Source organism: Aeromonas sp. D3 (assembly GCF_027705025.1).
Classification (GTDB): domain Bacteria; phylum Pseudomonadota; class Gammaproteobacteria; order Enterobacterales; family Aeromonadaceae; genus Aeromonas; species Aeromonas salmonicida.
Genome location: NZ_JAPDBE010000002.1, coordinates 193422 through 207712, shown reverse-complemented (window position 1 = coordinate 207712; position 14291 = coordinate 193422). Strand labels below are relative to the sequence as shown.

At 48.5% G+C, this 14291-nt stretch carries 14 protein-coding genes; 2 read left to right on the top strand and 12 right to left on the bottom strand.

Annotated features, from left to right (window positions below):
- Nucleotides 1-68 precede the first annotated feature (68 nt).
- The gene (locus OKC28_RS02665; protein ID WP_011899269.1) at nucleotides 69-701 is read right to left on the bottom strand and encodes a tetracycline resistance transcriptional repressor TetR(E); all 633 of its coding nucleotides are present in this window, start codon (nucleotides 699-701) and stop codon (nucleotides 69-71) included.
- 80 nt (nucleotides 702-781) lie between these two features.
- On the opposite strand from OKC28_RS02665, the gene tet(E) reads away from it, so the two are divergent.
- Both tet(E) and OKC28_RS22965 read left to right on the top strand, forming a co-directional pair.
- Nucleotides 782-1999: a tetracycline efflux MFS transporter Tet(E) gene (tet(E), locus tag OKC28_RS02660; RefSeq protein ID WP_011899270.1), complete on the top strand. Its 1218-nt coding sequence runs from the start codon at nucleotides 782-784 to the stop codon at nucleotides 1997-1999.
- Between the two features lie 817 nt (nucleotides 2000-2816).
- On the top strand, nucleotides 2817-3287 hold the full coding sequence (locus tag OKC28_RS22965; protein WP_011899271.1) for an antitoxin Xre/MbcA/ParS toxin-binding domain-containing protein: 471 nt from the start codon (nucleotides 2817-2819) through the stop codon (nucleotides 3285-3287).
- 133 nt (nucleotides 3288-3420) lie between these two features.
- On the opposite strand, the gene OKC28_RS02655 is transcribed toward OKC28_RS22965, so the two are convergent.
- From OKC28_RS02655 to hxsC, 11 genes are all read right to left on the bottom strand, one after another.
- Nucleotides 3421-3777, bottom strand: a complete 357-nt coding sequence (locus OKC28_RS02655; RefSeq protein ID WP_011899272.1) for a hypothetical protein — start codon at nucleotides 3775-3777, stop codon at nucleotides 3421-3423.
- 168 nt (nucleotides 3778-3945) lie between these two features.
- Nucleotides 3946-4245 (bottom strand): hypothetical protein, encoded by a 300-nt coding sequence (locus tag OKC28_RS02650; RefSeq protein ID WP_011899273.1) that lies wholly within the window; start codon nucleotides 4243-4245, stop codon nucleotides 3946-3948.
- A gap of 54 nt (nucleotides 4246-4299) precedes the next feature.
- Nucleotides 4300-5904, bottom strand: a complete 1605-nt coding sequence (locus OKC28_RS02645) for a TnsD family transposase (RefSeq protein ID WP_223945899.1) — start codon at nucleotides 5902-5904, stop codon at nucleotides 4300-4302.
- A 15-nt stretch (nucleotides 5905-5919) separates the two neighbouring features.
- Nucleotides 5920-6879 carry a TniQ family protein gene (locus OKC28_RS02640; protein WP_042657575.1) on the bottom strand — a complete coding sequence of 320 codons (960 nt, stop codon included), beginning with the start codon at nucleotides 6877-6879 and terminating at the stop codon, nucleotides 5920-5922.
- Nucleotides 6876-8315, bottom strand: coding sequence for an AAA family ATPase (locus OKC28_RS02635; protein ID WP_011899277.1), 1440 nt, complete (start codon nucleotides 8313-8315; stop codon nucleotides 6876-6878). The genes OKC28_RS02640 and OKC28_RS02635 overlap by 4 nt, the downstream gene beginning before the upstream one ends.
- A 2-nt stretch (nucleotides 8316-8317) precedes the next feature.
- On the bottom strand, nucleotides 8318-10501 hold the full coding sequence (locus OKC28_RS02630) for a hypothetical protein (RefSeq protein WP_011899278.1): 2184 nt from the start codon (nucleotides 10499-10501) through the stop codon (nucleotides 8318-8320).
- Complete coding sequence (locus OKC28_RS02625) at nucleotides 10491-11363, bottom strand: TnsA endonuclease N-terminal domain-containing protein (protein WP_011899279.1); 873 nt, start codon at nucleotides 11361-11363, stop codon at nucleotides 10491-10493. Before OKC28_RS02625 ends, OKC28_RS02630 begins: the two co-directional genes overlap by 11 nt.
- Nucleotides 11364-11805: 442 nt before the next feature.
- Entirely contained in the window at nucleotides 11806-12117 is a 312-nt protein-coding gene (locus OKC28_RS02620) for a M48 metallopeptidase family protein (protein ID WP_011899280.1), read from the bottom strand.
- Between the two features lie 76 nt (nucleotides 12118-12193).
- The gene (locus OKC28_RS02615; RefSeq protein WP_042657574.1) at nucleotides 12194-12466 is read right to left on the bottom strand and encodes a DUF5334 family protein; all 273 of its coding nucleotides are present in this window, start codon (nucleotides 12464-12466) and stop codon (nucleotides 12194-12196) included.
- A 41-nt stretch (nucleotides 12467-12507) separates the two neighbouring features.
- Nucleotides 12508-13086, bottom strand: coding sequence for a His-Xaa-Ser repeat protein HxsA (hxsA, locus tag OKC28_RS02610; RefSeq protein WP_011899282.1), 579 nt, complete (start codon nucleotides 13084-13086; stop codon nucleotides 12508-12510).
- Nucleotides 13083-14288, bottom strand: a complete 1206-nt coding sequence (gene hxsC, locus OKC28_RS02605) for a His-Xaa-Ser system radical SAM maturase HxsC (RefSeq protein WP_011899283.1) — start codon at nucleotides 14286-14288, stop codon at nucleotides 13083-13085. Before hxsC ends, hxsA begins: the two co-directional genes overlap by 4 nt.
- Nucleotides 14289-14291 lie beyond the last annotated feature (3 nt).

Here is a 14291-nt window from a genome sequence, read left to right as displayed (position 1 = left end):
CGTGAAAAATAAAAATCACTGGCGATAGATTTAAAATTACTACCGTTAGCACTGCCCCATAGACAGCATCATTTATTATTACCCTGGATGGACATATATTTTTCATCTAATTGTGCAGAGAATCCAACTATTAATGATTTCAGCCCGAAATGGAAGGCCGTTTCAGCAGTGGTTCTCGTCTGAACATTAAATGCCTCCTGTAATAATGGTGGCACAGCGTCCATCACTGTATTGTATTCTGTCGGGTTTGTGGCTTGCTCTTCCAATACTGCACCCAGCGTAAAATGGCTGATAGATTGCAGAATGAAAAGAGCCTCCTCGACCGAAAACCCTGCATCGCATAGACAGCGTAGTTGCGCCTCTGCTTGTTCAAACTGGGGGGGCGTAGGAGAGGTCCCTATGTGCAATCGGGCTCCATCACGATGGACCAATAATGCTTTACGGAAACTCAGAGCATTTTCCTGGAGAAACTGCTGCCAACTCTCAGTCGGTAACGGTACTGAACGGGTGTGATGCTTCGCCAGTATTGCCTCTGAAAGCATGTTCATAAGGGTCTGCTTGTTGCGCACGTGCCAATACAGAGTCGGTTGCTCAATTTTGAGGGACTGCGCCAGCTTACGCGTAGTCAGGCCCTCTAGCCCTTCTCTGTCCAGCAGGGTGAGCGCCATTGAAATTACGTCGTCCAAGCTTAGTCGTGCCATCACTATCTCCTTTCGCTGTTGACAATCTATCACTGATAGAGTTACTTTTCAAACCCTATCACCGATAGAGAGCGTTAACTATGAACCGCACTGTGATGATGGCACTGGTCATCATTTTTTTAGATGCCATAGGGATTGGCATAATTATGCCTGTCTTACCGGCGTTATTACGGGAGTTTGTTGGAAAGGCTAATGTTGCGGAGAACTACGGTGTTTTATTGGCGCTGTATGCAATGATGCAAGTGATTTTTGCCCCTCTTCTCGGCCGCTGGTCAGATCGCATAGGTCGTCGCCCTGTATTATTACTTTCACTTTTAGGTGCAACACTGGACTACGCATTAATGGCAACAGCCAGCGTAGTGTGGGTGTTGTATCTGGGACGCTTAATTGCTGGTATTACCGGTGCGACTGGAGCTGTTGCAGCCTCAACAATTGCCGATGTCACACCTGAGGAATCCAGGACACATTGGTTTGGTATGATGGGTGCCTGTTTTGGTGGCGGTATGATTGCTGGACCAGTCATTGGTGGTTTTGCAGGTCAACTTTCGGTACAGGCACCGTTTATGTTCGCTGCTGCCATTAACGGGCTGGCATTTCTGGTCTCCCTATTCATTTTACATGAGACCCATAATGCTAATCAGGTTAGTGACGAGATAAAGAATGAAACAATCAATGAAACCACATCCTCCATACGCGAGATGATCTCCCCATTATCGGGATTGCTAGTTGTCTTTTTCATCATTCAATTGATTGGCCAAATCCCTGCAACATTATGGGTTTTATTCGGAGAAGAGCGCTTCGCATGGGATGGCGTAATGGTCGGTGTTTCATTGGCTGTGTTTGGGCTTACACACGCTCTGTTTCAAGGACTTGCTGCTGGTTTTATCGCTAAACATTTGGGAGAACAGAGAGCTATCGTGGTTGGCATCTTGGCTGATGGCTGTGGCCTACTTTTATTGGCAGTCATTACGCAAAGCTGGATGGTTTGGCCAGTTGTGCTGTTACTCGCTTGTGGTGGCATAACTCTTCCCGCTTTGCAGGGAATTATATCTGTTCGTGTCGGTCAGGTAGCACAGGGACAATTGCAAGGGTTGCTGACCAGTTTGACACACCTCACGGGTGTAATCGGTCCACTTATTTTTGCATTTTTGTATAGTGCAACCCACGAATCTTGGAATGGTTGGGTGTGGATAGTTGGATGCGGATTGTATGTAGTTGCACTGACTATACTGAGGTTTTTCTATCCCGGCAGGGCAGTCCACCCGAAAAATCAGAGCAATTCACAGCCATTTCTTTAAATGGTAATGGTAACTGAATGCCCCCAATTCCTAGACGTGAAACCGACCGTTGCACAGCATCAGAAATTGTGAATGTAACACATTGGACTACTACGAGAACCTACAATGCAAGCCATATTATTTGAGTAGTATTAACGCTACTCCATAACGACTGTCGCCATACTGAAAGTATGGTAAACAGAATAAAGAACTGTCCTCCACAATTGCAAGCCACCATGCCAATCTGTCAGCGCATAATGCCCATTATGTTTAATTGCAGTGTTTGCTTAGCAAAATGGTCACTTCGCAGCCAAATAGTAAATTAGCGCCAGTTTTACACCCTCAGCCGAAGCTAGTCTGGGCCTGATTAGCGTGAAAGTTTATGACAAATCGCTGGTGAGTTTGACTCAGCGAGGAGGCCACTCTGATTTACTCCAAGAAAAGCCATCAAGCGGGTATTTTGATCGGTTTAACTCAATGACCCACCCGCTACCGGCAGACGCGAACGCCAGTTGATAGCCCTGCTCGGGCGAGATGCCAGACGGCAAAGCGGAGACTGAGCGAAAGCTTTCGTCATCAGATGACACCTCTCACCGGTTGACACACGCCTGCGTTGCCGATGCCAGAACCTAATCGGCTCAAAAAGGCCTAGATAATGAGCCGATTAACGTCACTAATCGGCTCATCGCCAAATCAGGTCCTGATTCGTCACAAAAGCGCCAACGCTTTCGTCGACGGCCAACGAAGTGCGCCAAACTAGGTGAGATCCCAATGAACTCTTGAGTGATGGATTACATTGGGCCCGACAACGTTCACGACCATCATCAACAGAGCCCATATGGAGACAACTGGCTACATGAATCGTGCTAACCACGCTCTCACCGCTAGCAGTTCATCTGTGACCGATGTTCTTGCATCCCTCGATATGCCTCGCAATAGGCTGGCGGCTCATCAGCACATTGTTGCCGGAGTCTCCCCTGAGGTCGTCATCAAGTTGGTTGCCCTGCTAGGGTCGGACACTCGTACTGTTTGTGCGATGATCGGCATTCACCGTGATGAGTTGAGTCGCCAAATCAGGCGGGGAGTTCACCTATCTCCCGCTCAGGGAGATCGCCTCTACTGGGTTGTACTAGCGCTGGAGGCTGTCATATCCCTGTACAACGGCGATATTACCAAGTCATTACGATGGCTCACTCGACCAGCCTGGGGATTTGGGGGTGAAAGGCCCGCTGAGGTGCTCACCTCACCGATGGGCGCTCAGGCGGTTATCGACCTTGCAGGAGGAATTGAACACGGCGTCCCTTATTGATTCACCCGTACATGTCATCGTTTATACCAGAACGACCCCTTTCAACCGCTTGCAGCGTGTCGAATCGCCCGCTTAAGCCCAAACGAATCCATTAACATGAATGGCCAGTATTTCCGAAGCTATTTTGACGCAATCAAAACTCAAGGTGACGAAGCTCTTCGTAGTCAAACTGCCCATCCCTGAGGAGATGAATGATGACCTCGCCTTGATCTAGTTCAAGCGCATTTAACATGTTCTCAAGGACCCCGCAGGTATAAAAAGTCATGCCATTTTCCCCATCAAATGGCAGCCAGTAATCATTACCAGATGACTGTTTCCATACTAGAAAGTCACCCTGTCTTGCTATCGTTGATAGGGTTCCAGTTCCGCTGGAAAGTCGCCATCTGTCATCTTGTCGCCAAGATGCAAATATTTTGAATACGCCAACTCGCTCCTCCTTTTCATCTGGTGGGATACGCAATACCACCCACCCCTCTGGTGTAACTTTCATACCACGGCTCCTTTCATAGCGCAGGATAAATTAGGTTCTTGGACAACCTGCTGTGACGGGCAGAATGCAATTATTCCCATGCAACACGAGAGTATCTGTTGTCTGATTGCCGTTGGGCGCAGGCTGGCACGCTCCTGCGTGAGCCGACGGGTCTCAATCGCTTCATCGTTAGATAAGCTCCTGATTTCCTTCAACTCGCCCAAAGTGGTCCGGATCGGCGGGTTGATAGTCTTCCGCGAACAGGTTTTGCAACCGATGAGCCTGCCTCAGGTTTGCCAACGCTTCGAAAAAACAGGTTTCGCAAAGATGCACCTGATATTGCGCACCATCGTGCTGCGAACCATACCCCCAGCGCGCTGCCAGCGTGCCGAACTCCTGCGTACCAATGGTGGTTGTCGTGCTACTGCCACAGACATCGCAGAGAATATCGACGACCTGCGTGGTGGGGACGATGGCTTCGACTTTCATGGCAATACTCCTCGTGTTGACCCCTGACAGCCGTGCCTATATCGACGGCAACCATCAGGGTTTGGCATGCTGGGCTGCGTAAGCAGCGACAAGTCGCACAGCCAGCGCATAGCTGAGCGGTAATCTAGCTTTGTATTTCCTGAGCCAATCCGGTTTGCCAAGCGCACGCTCCAGGGCTGACAATGATCTTGCCTGTGCGGCCAGCTGCCCAAGTCGTGCAGCCAGTTCCAGATCCCGTTGTGCCCAATCCACGCTGGGATGGTGAACAGCCCGTTTGGGAGCGGGCAACTGCTGATACAGCCAGACGCGATCATGCTGATAGAGCCAGCTGAATGCCGTTCGGCACGCCTGCTCGATGACACCGCGACTGGCATGGACATGCTGTGCCAGATATGTCGTCAATGTATCGCGGTGCTCACGCAGCTTGCGCACTCTGCCCAAATGCCGCCGCCAATCAGACAACCCCTGATGGCTCTGAATGATGGCTTCGACCGCACCGACTGAGACGCCATGGCAATGGGCGATCTGCTGTCGGCTTACCCCCATGAACGCCTGCCGCCATATCCCCTGCGCCACTGCCGCAGTGATGCGCTGGATTCGGTGTTCGACGGGGTGGTTGTGTCGCAACGCGAGTTGCTTGATATAACCGACACTGTAACCGGTGTGGCGGGCGATCTGGCGCATGGAGAGCGGCTCTGCCAACCACCTTAGCACTGCTCGCTCGGCGGCTTGCGCGTCACGCGCTGGCGGCACAGGCAACACCTGCTGCGCCTCGATGGAGAAGAACTCCGCTGGGCTGCGACTCACAAACGCCATCAGCATCACATGTTTCAGGTAGTGGTGACTGCGGTCACCGTGCACCAGCCCCGAGACGTATCGATAGTTGGCCAGTCCCGGCGGCACTATCGGCGTTATATCGGCAAACAACCCCTGCCAGAACTCCGTCATGGCCTGCAACAGGGCCTGGCTGCGCAGATGGCCTCGGGCCGTCAGATAGCCCTGTTGCCCGAGCCATCGCTGGTACAGCTCCGCTAGCGACTCCGTTGGTGACTGGACGCACAGATGCCGATGCAGAGCGGTGATATATGCAGAGAGATAGATTTCATGTGCGGATGGTCGTGATGGTTCACAGGGTATCGCGGGATCCGGCAGGAACAATCGGCGGTCGATGCCGCCTGCACCGGCCACCAGGGTATGCAGACGCAGCTGGTGCGTTTCACAGGCGGTGACCCCGTACAGTTGGTGCGCCGTATGCCAGTAGCCGCAACCCACGACCTGTTCATCCCCCCGCAGGCAGGCGGGACACCATTTAAGGCAGACACCGCCAAAATGTAGTTTGCTGGCGGCCTGCCCTGACAGGGCGATGATCCCCCTCCCCTCACCCAGCATGGCGGCCGCTAGGGCGTGGACTTGGGATTGCTCGTCCAGCGCGAAGGCATAGAGCGGGAAGCCCGTGCCATAGTGCAGCAGGTATTGCGGATCCACTCCAGCAGCCTGGGCAGTAACCTCAATATGGCCTGGCAATACCGGATGCAACCGAATGGCAGGACGATGGAACAATCGTTCACAGAAGCGGTTTCGGTCACTGTAGGCAGAATGTACGAAACACTGGCTAACCCAGCTGTAGGCTGATTCGCCAGGAATATAGGTTGGGCTCACTGAGGTCAACACCGCTCACCCCTCAGATCCCAGGAGCCCTACCAGATCGATACCTGCATGCTGCAATAGCAGAAGGTGGGCCAGAGGATGCAACGGATCTCGGGCTGACTGCTCATGATAGCCCCGTGCATTACGCAGTTGGGGGGGTAACTGCCAGCCCTGACCGATCCGTCCAGAGTTGATGAAATACGCAGCCAATGTCTGGGGATCGCTCTGCGCATCCATCTGCTTGAACCACATATTGATCGCTTTAATACTCTTGACCGTGCGCATCGCCTCGCCCGATATCCCCATCGAATCACTCACCAACTGGGTCAGCGAGCGTAGGGTAAGTGCGCTGGCGGAATGGGCCAATACCAGCGACGCTAACTCGATCTCGCGCATCGGCTCGGTAAAATGACCATCATATCCCCCCACCCAGTGGCCGCACTGTGAGCAGAGGTTATCGTAGGGAGGGATGGGTTGTTCCGACAACAGCGTGGCGGTAAAACCACAGCCTGCGCAGCACCCGGACAAGCCGAGTTGATGTCGATGACAATGAAACACCCCTGGCAACTGATGATCCCGGTGGTAATACGGCATGCCATGGATCTCGTGATCTTCTGCGATACAGCCTGCGCACCAGCGCCAGTGTCGGTGCTGTATATTATGTTGGCCGGTCACCCTCAGCCGGAGCGGCGTATGACCCGCCAACGCTGCCACCACGCTCCCTTGCTCGTGCGGAGTCAGGAAGGGGGCTAAATAATTGCCGACAGAGTGATCCTGCCACGCACGTTGAACGTCTCGTGCCCGAAACTGGGTATCGAGGGTAGGATCGTCGGGGTGACATAAACGGTGAGGGCGGATTTGTGGGCTGCTCAGCCCCAACGCCCGGGCCGTTGCTGTAAACGTTCCGTGCGTGCTCAACACATGCATCCGGCCTACCACCGCCCCCAGATGTTCGCCCGGTAGCAACTCCAATCGATGCAGGATCATTTCGGCTTACCTGTATCCAGGTGATACCCAAGCTGGCCTAACAATAATTCCGGCGATAACTGTTCCAATGTTTTCTGTTGTTTTACATCTATTTTCTGCGACTTATTGCTGAGCTTAACATCACCTTGCAGCAGATGAGTTCCAGACTGTGGTTGCACCTGCTGAGCGACCTCATGACCACTCGCCACCGATTCCAGTATGAGCATCGGTGAGAGATCCTCAAATTGGTAATAGGCACCATTACGCAATGCGGTCAGCGCAGGATTGAGTATTCTAAAATCGCGATTAAAGCAGCGATCCAATGCAGCTATCGAGAGATCTTGATCTTGAGGTTTCAAATGGGTCAGATACGAAAGCGTGACCCGCACTAGGCTAGTCGCAATAGCTGGAATACCTGCGCTTAAATAATGAATGTGCTGGCGCAACACGTCTTCCGAGGTTGTCTGGTTTTTCAGCAATCTAGTCTGGCAGATCAGGCGAATAAAGCGGTGCCAAAATGAGCTTTCGAGGTCACAACTCACCAATTGCATAGAACCATTTTTGGTCGCTCGGCGAGTGAGCGTCATCTCGCTTTCAAATAATTTCATCGTGGCCAGCGTCCCGACAAACATCAGTGGTATACCAACTCGATTGAATAATTCCTCCAGAAATTTCATGGTGGTTTTTTCGTTGTTGCTGATCACCTCACTCTTGGCCGACTTGGCCAGATTCTGTGCTTCGTCGAGGATCAACAAACCAACCCCATGGCTGATAAACGCCTTTTGCACCACCGAAATCAATTCATTGACAGATCTACCTCGATGCGCATGACTGTAATCCTCGCCAGTGACTGCATCCAGCGATTCCAACAAGTTCAGTAGTAATGCCTTTTGGCCACGGCGATCATGTACCTCGATATACAGATAGGTCACCTGTATTCTGTTAATAACAAACTCGTTGCCATGGTGATCCGTATAATCACCATGCTCTATCGTCTGTGGGATCTGCCTGCAAATCTGCTTTACCATCGTGGACTTTCCACGTCCACTCAGTCCCAGCAGTAACAGGCTGTATTGAACCGACAACTCCAGTTCCAATACATGTGCAGCCTTCCACGGTTCAGCCTTATCACGATCAATCGCAGCTAATATCCGACGTACATCAGCCCCAACTGGGTTGCGTCGAACATACCCGGCCTCGATCATCCGTCGCATCTGGTCGTATAAACGGTACGCCTCATCTGGAGATGTATAAACCGCCGCCAGTTGGTCAATGGCAGTACGGATAAAATATGAATGTAGCGATTCATCTACCCCGCTAAGATCTAATTCATAGTGAAAAGGAATCTCACAGTTCGCATAAAACTGTGCCGAAGAGAGTGGCATACCTAACCCCTCAATATAGGGATTACCACGATAACTCACATTGGGGTGTGCAAAATATTTCGGTTCCGCCATGGTTACTTTTCCTGAACTGTGAATATTGTTGGATCAGTGAGATCTTGCTGGCCTATCGCCGATAATGGTCGAGGATTTGTATCTAGCTGAGCGACAGGAACCAATTCGGCAACAATGGACTGCCCCTCCCGATGTCGTTGCATGGCAGCATCTATCATTTTGCGATCTTTCATGCCGCCTTGAATGCTTTTGGCATTGCTTTTTATATGCCGCCTGATACTGGCCTGTATTTGTTTATCCTGTTTATCGAACTTTTGTACAAGTGCGACTCGCTCACTGAACTCGCGCTCCTTCATATTTGCGAGACGTTCCTTAGTGATTTCCTGCTGTCGCATGACATTCTCCCAATTATGATTTTTATAGGCCTCACTCCGGTCATTAATATCCAACTGGATAACATCGCCCAATACCGCATCTTTAAGCCATATATAATTGGTGGTGACATCTGAGTAGCGAATTTTAATCTTAAACCTACCAAGATTCCTGGCTTTATCCAGATAGTTCCTACGAACAATTTCATTGCAACTATAGTACAAGCCTCTAAAATAAATGCCCTGTGACATAACCGTTGCCTCAGCCTCGGGCAATAATGCAAAACGCAGCTTATCTGCGGACACTCTGGAACCTATGACAGCTTGCTTTAGCCCCCAATTCCAGACATCACGAGGAGTAAAACCAACACCATCTCGTGACATTTCAAAGTTTTGAGAATTAATACTAGCGCGATTATTATTCAAAAAGAGAATAGTATTTATCAAGCGGTTCATAAAGTCGCTGTAACTATACAATGGTTTACGAGACGGATGTTGGTCCTCTTTTTTCGGCACTTTCATCACTTTTCCTGCATGAGGTGGTATTGCCATTTCTTGCAGTAAATGGAAGCTTTTTTCGACCGTGCCTTTCATATCGCCACGGTGGAGTGCATTTAAATTTGCGGCCTTGATGCCGATTTGGCCTTGCAATATTGCAGTAATATTGTTATCCGAATTTTCAGATCCCCGATCCATCGTTAACTCACGACATACTTCTTGGCAGGGCCATTCAGACTCCTTTATATCAACGCCATACTCCCGACAGAAATCAATTTTATTACTCATGGCATTAAAAAGAGCCTGACTGGCACCATGCCAGCAGGGATTGCCAAATCCCACATGAATTCCAACAATCATGGTACTATACGTATCAACAACCAAATATATTGTAGGTCGTCCAATACTCACTAATTCATCTTGTGAATATTCATCACGAATATAAATGTCGGCAATGGTACTATCTATTTCATACCGATAAGTTGGTCCGCGCAGCCCTTTTTTAGCCACACCAGGTTTAGCCGCATGATCTCGCGCATAATTAATGCTACCAACTCGCTTTTTGATAAATGTTAGTTTATCGATACATTTCATTAATTGTCGTTTGAATGAACGGGGAGAAATCAAGTGATCTTTTGGAAGTAATACTTTCACTGATTCTGATACTTCACCATCTCCAACACTTTTTGGACTCAATTCGACAGATGCATAGGTCATACAATAGTCTAAATATAATTTAGAGAGAACGACTTCCTCTCCAGAGCGAATCGACTTTGAGAATAAATCAATGTTTTTAATGTCCTGCTGGGTAATACCTCGATAAGGATTGCCGTAATTAGTTTCACGTCCTCTTTTTGAGGCCAGACAGATTTTCCCATCGTCCAACTTAATAGTTTTAGTTGGTAGTTGATGATTCAAACCACACTCGTAATATCGTGGCAATAGTGAATTTTTCATCCCTCCACATTTGAAATAGCGATTCAAACAACTGCTTACATATTTTTTACTACGACCTGACTGAATTATGAGTTGTTTCAATATGCCGTTTGATTCACCATATAGATAACGATGTTTAAGATCTGGATCTACTATCAGTGGTTTGATAGTAGCAAGACATTGATCTCTTTTATCAATCCATCTAGGATCAAAAGCTGAATCTGGTTGATAGAATATCTCTGGAAAATCATGATCTGCAATAGAAACCCTAGCAGAATTTATATCAGACTCGACATGTTCCAAAGAAATAAAAAATGGGCGCTTAGGTGAGTCAGTCAACAAATCTGATACAGCTATTAACCTGTTATCCAGACAGATATCAACAATAAGCAACTCGGATTTATTTTTTGTGTTAGATACAATTTTTTGGTTAATTCTCATGAGACCCTCGCAATGCGGGAAGAGGGTGGTATAACTCAATACGCTGTGTCAAATCCATATCAATACGACCGGTATATACTGCATGTTGGAATAAGCAAACAGCATGCCTCTCATCAATGTTCATCTCTTGAGCGACCAGCAAGGCTAACATCCTAAGTGTGGATAAGGGTGCCATAATCATGTGATTTTTAAATTTTAAAACTACATGATCATAAAGATCTGCTGAAACTTGGAGAAGATTTTTTGAATCAAAACACTCCCGCAAGAACTCTACATTGTAGATAAATGTAGCATCAAAATCTTTCTCAGTTACCATCACAAAATCGATATTTTCAGCACGCCAATATTCAAGGGCAATTTTCTCTTTTGCTCGTGTTCGATTAACGACTCGAGGATTGGTGATGGCAGGATCCAGAGCATCGGAATATTTATAGCTGTACGCTGTCAATCGCGCGTTGCCACTATCGGATTGCCTCAACACTAAAAAATCCTGAGTCATGGTTTTGGCTGGAATACGACCACCATGATTGCCCCTCTCTTTGTAATTACCTGGATGGACAATGTTCAGAGAGGCAGCAATTTCTAGAGTTTTATGCAGGGGCAGCGGGTACTGCTCCAGAATATCGATAACCGTTGGGTCATGTTCGAAGTAAAAAAATGGGCGTCGCTCACCACGGCTGAGCAGATGATGCTCACGTTTGGTCTTGTGACTATACACAATCTGACCCTGCCCATGGGTATGGGACTGTCGCACTGTGACCCAGGGCCGATACCCCCAAGCCTGGATGTCTCGGTTGTATCGCTCCGTTTTGGCGATTTCCGCATCTGTGATAATTGGCTGCTTAACCATCTTTTGTTTCATGACCGCTCCTATCTGACTTGCATACAACCTAGTCAGCAGGCAGGGGATCGTCAACAACAAGAATGAACGTAAGATGTTGTTTTATCTTATTTATTTTTATAAATATTAACTGATGATGCTGCTGTGGTGAAAACTCCACACGTATTGAATTTTTATATTTCCCCTTTAAAAACAAAAACTTACCTATATGCGCATAAATACACACAACAGTGCATATTTATTTTTATAAATAATAAGTACAAGTTTTTTATTCCAATTTAGATATAAGAGGACAACTGATATAGAGCATGATTCTGAGGCTATCGATTGTTCTGCACAGAAAAAATGGCCTTTTCGGCCATGAGAGGGATCCTTTGAGGATCAGTAGAAGGCATCAGTACCAAAGAAACAGCCCGGCAAGGGTAACCTGCCGGGCTGTGGGAGTGACTGACGATCAGATAACTCACGCCAACAATCGAGCCGCCATCCCATCCAATCGCTCTTTTGTCTTTTCCCAGCCTGGCATCACTTGGCTCATCAGCCGAAACGACTCGCTGTGGTTGTGCTCGGCAATGTAGCAGAGCTCGTGCAGGATGACGTAATCGATACACTCGCGAGACGCTTTGACGAGGTGTGGGTTAAGCGTGATCCGGCCATGGGGGGAACAGCGCCCCCACAGGGGGATGATGCGAATAAGCCACCAAACACAATGCCATGCCTTTATAACAAGTTGAATTTTAAGGACTAAAAATTTCAATTTTATTGTAGAGGACACTTATTCGCACCCTCCTTAGCTGGTCAGGGCACGGTGCTCAACCGATTAGAGGTATTACCCAAGTGAAACTGCGAAGTCATTCCATTTCAAATGTCCGATATTCACCTGATTCATGATCATATACTTCTACCTCTGCACCACTACCACTAGACTCTACGCTCTCAACATCCGCTGAACGATACTCTCCATAATCATGGTCATAATATTCAATTTCCTCCCCAGCTCTTACTAAATTACCGCTTTCAATCTCAATGTCACTCCCAGAATCATTGTCAACACCTTCCCATGCATAAATATTAGAAGACATTATTGCAGCAAAGAAAGCTAGAGTGATTGTTATTTTTTTCATCTGTAATCCTTTTTAAATTAAGTTAAGAATGCCCGGATGACTCACTGAATTTGAATACCCAAACTTGTGAGTAAGGAGGTCGTCAGTGTTCCCGTACTACTTAACCTGTTATCACTCTGATAGCGTTTTATCTGGGCGCGGGTTTTCGGGCCAATCTTGCCATCGATAATACCTACATCATAGCCTTTGGTGAACAGTGCTAATTGCACCCGCATGACCAGATCCATCATGGCGCTATCATTGGCTGTCAGCCGTCTGGCTGGTGAAGTGACTTCGAGAGGGGCCTGCAAGCTTTGGTTAAGGCTGTTTACACTGCTGCCATATGCTCGCGAAGGCACAGCGACAGGGGCCGAATAGGTCGAGGTGCCGTAGCCTGAGTAGTGAGAACGATGACTGGAGTGCGAGCGATGTGAACTGTGCGAGCGATGTGAACGGTGGCCTGCATAGAGGTTGTTCACATCCATGTTCAACGAGGCTTCCATGTTGGGCAAGTTGTCTAAGTTCAACTGATTGAAGGCGTCATCGGAGAGATGCGCTTCGCTAGCCGTGACCCCATGCCCACTTAGCACACCCAGACCCAGTACACCCCAACGCTGCAACGTGGACATTAGTTTTTTCATAACAAATTTATTACTCCAATATAAGAGTCATCATCAACACTACATAATGATTTAGTTAAAACACCCGACTTGTGATCAAGGTTCGACGCAAAGAAGCCACAGCAGACTGCCTTCGAAGCACAATCGTCACAACCTTGCGGGAATCCATTTTTCCAGTCGGAAATACTTTGCGCGGCAAAATCGCGCAAACTCAGCGGCAAGTGACAATGCGGAATATTGTAAAGGCAGTACTGCACATTATTCATTTTCAGGGTATTCATGGCAGAGCTTAACGCGGGCAAATGCTCAGCAATGGGAGAGTACACCGTAGCGTAATTTTGCTTGGCAAAGCCCGTAAATTCGATCCCCATAAGGGCAACAAAAGAGACAAACGATAAATTTCTGACAATAAACTCACACAGCGCTTCGATATTTCTGAGTACATCTTTCGTCAAGACGATCCGCAGTTCGATGGACTGTTCAATCGTTTTTAGGTGATAGAGGCCGTTGATGGTCTGATTGAATGCCCCGCGAGACTGCACATGGTAATCGTGATCGCGGGCCATTGCCCCATACAATGGGACACCCCATAGCACCCGCTCATGCCCAATCTGCTGAATCTCATCGATCAGCTCCCTATTACTCAGGTTTTTTCCATTGGTCAAAATATGAAGCTGGGTTTGCGGCAATTTCTGGTGGCAATGGGTCAGAATTTTCAAAAAATCCGCCCCTAACGTCGTCGGTTCACCGCCGCTGATCCCCAAAGTGCGCGGCTCATCGTCCAACAAATCAATGATGTCCAGTGCATCATTCACCCGCCACGCGTCATCCACATTTTTCGGCGGCTGCGAGCACATGATGCAGAAGTTATCGCACCGCTCTGTCAAGAACAGTGAGTTGGAGTCACTGCGCTGCTTGTAGGCGATATACACGGCATCCGTTAACGTCACAATGATGTCGCCATCGTCAAGGCGCTCACCTTCCTCGGTGACGTGAATGATTTGACCGTCAAAAAGCGGGGTTGCATGGTCATAAATGACAATAGCCCCCCACTTGATGGAAAGCAGGGCTTCGCCTCTATATTGCCCGTCGGGGTAGATCAGGCATAACTCGTCCGGTGATCTTCCTGTGGCGATGTAGCTATCAACTGTCGTTACCCGCAACGGGCGGCGAGTTGTAGAGGGATAATGAATGACCGCTCTTAATTTCAGTTTGAAGCTCATCGC

Bases quoted from the DNA above. Each gene is read 5' to 3' on its own strand.
- OKC28_RS02665 (WP_011899269.1), bottom strand. From the start codon at position 701: ATGGCACGACTAAGCTTGGACGACGTAATTTCAATGGCGCTCACCCTG.
- OKC28_RS22965 (WP_011899271.1), top strand. From the start codon at position 2,817: ATGGAGACAACTGGCTACATGAATCGTGCTAACCACGCTCTCACCGCT.
- OKC28_RS02655 (WP_011899272.1), bottom strand. From the start codon at position 3,777: ATGAAAGTTACACCAGAGGGGTGGGTGGTATTGCGTATCCCACCAGAT.
- OKC28_RS02650 (WP_011899273.1), bottom strand. From the start codon at position 4,245: ATGAAAGTCGAAGCCATCGTCCCCACCACGCAGGTCGTCGATATTCTC.
- OKC28_RS02640 (WP_042657575.1), bottom strand. From the start codon at position 6,879: ATGATCCTGCATCGATTGGAGTTGCTACCGGGCGAACATCTGGGGGCG.
- OKC28_RS02635 (WP_011899277.1), bottom strand. From the start codon at position 8,315: ATGGCGGAACCGAAATATTTTGCACACCCCAATGTGAGTTATCGTGGT.
- OKC28_RS02630 (WP_011899278.1), bottom strand. From the start codon at position 10,501: ATGAGAATTAACCAAAAAATTGTATCTAACACAAAAAATAAATCCGAG.
- OKC28_RS02625 (WP_011899279.1), bottom strand. From the start codon at position 11,363: ATGAAACAAAAGATGGTTAAGCAGCCAATTATCACAGATGCGGAAATC.
- OKC28_RS02615 (WP_042657574.1), bottom strand. From the start codon at position 12,466: ATGAAAAAAATAACAATCACTCTAGCTTTCTTTGCTGCAATAATGTCT.
- hxsA (WP_011899282.1), bottom strand. From the start codon at position 13,086: ATGAAAAAACTAATGTCCACGTTGCAGCGTTGGGGTGTACTGGGTCTG.
- hxsC (WP_011899283.1), bottom strand. From the start codon at position 14,288: ATGAGCTTCAAACTGAAATTAAGAGCGGTCATTCATTATCCCTCTACA.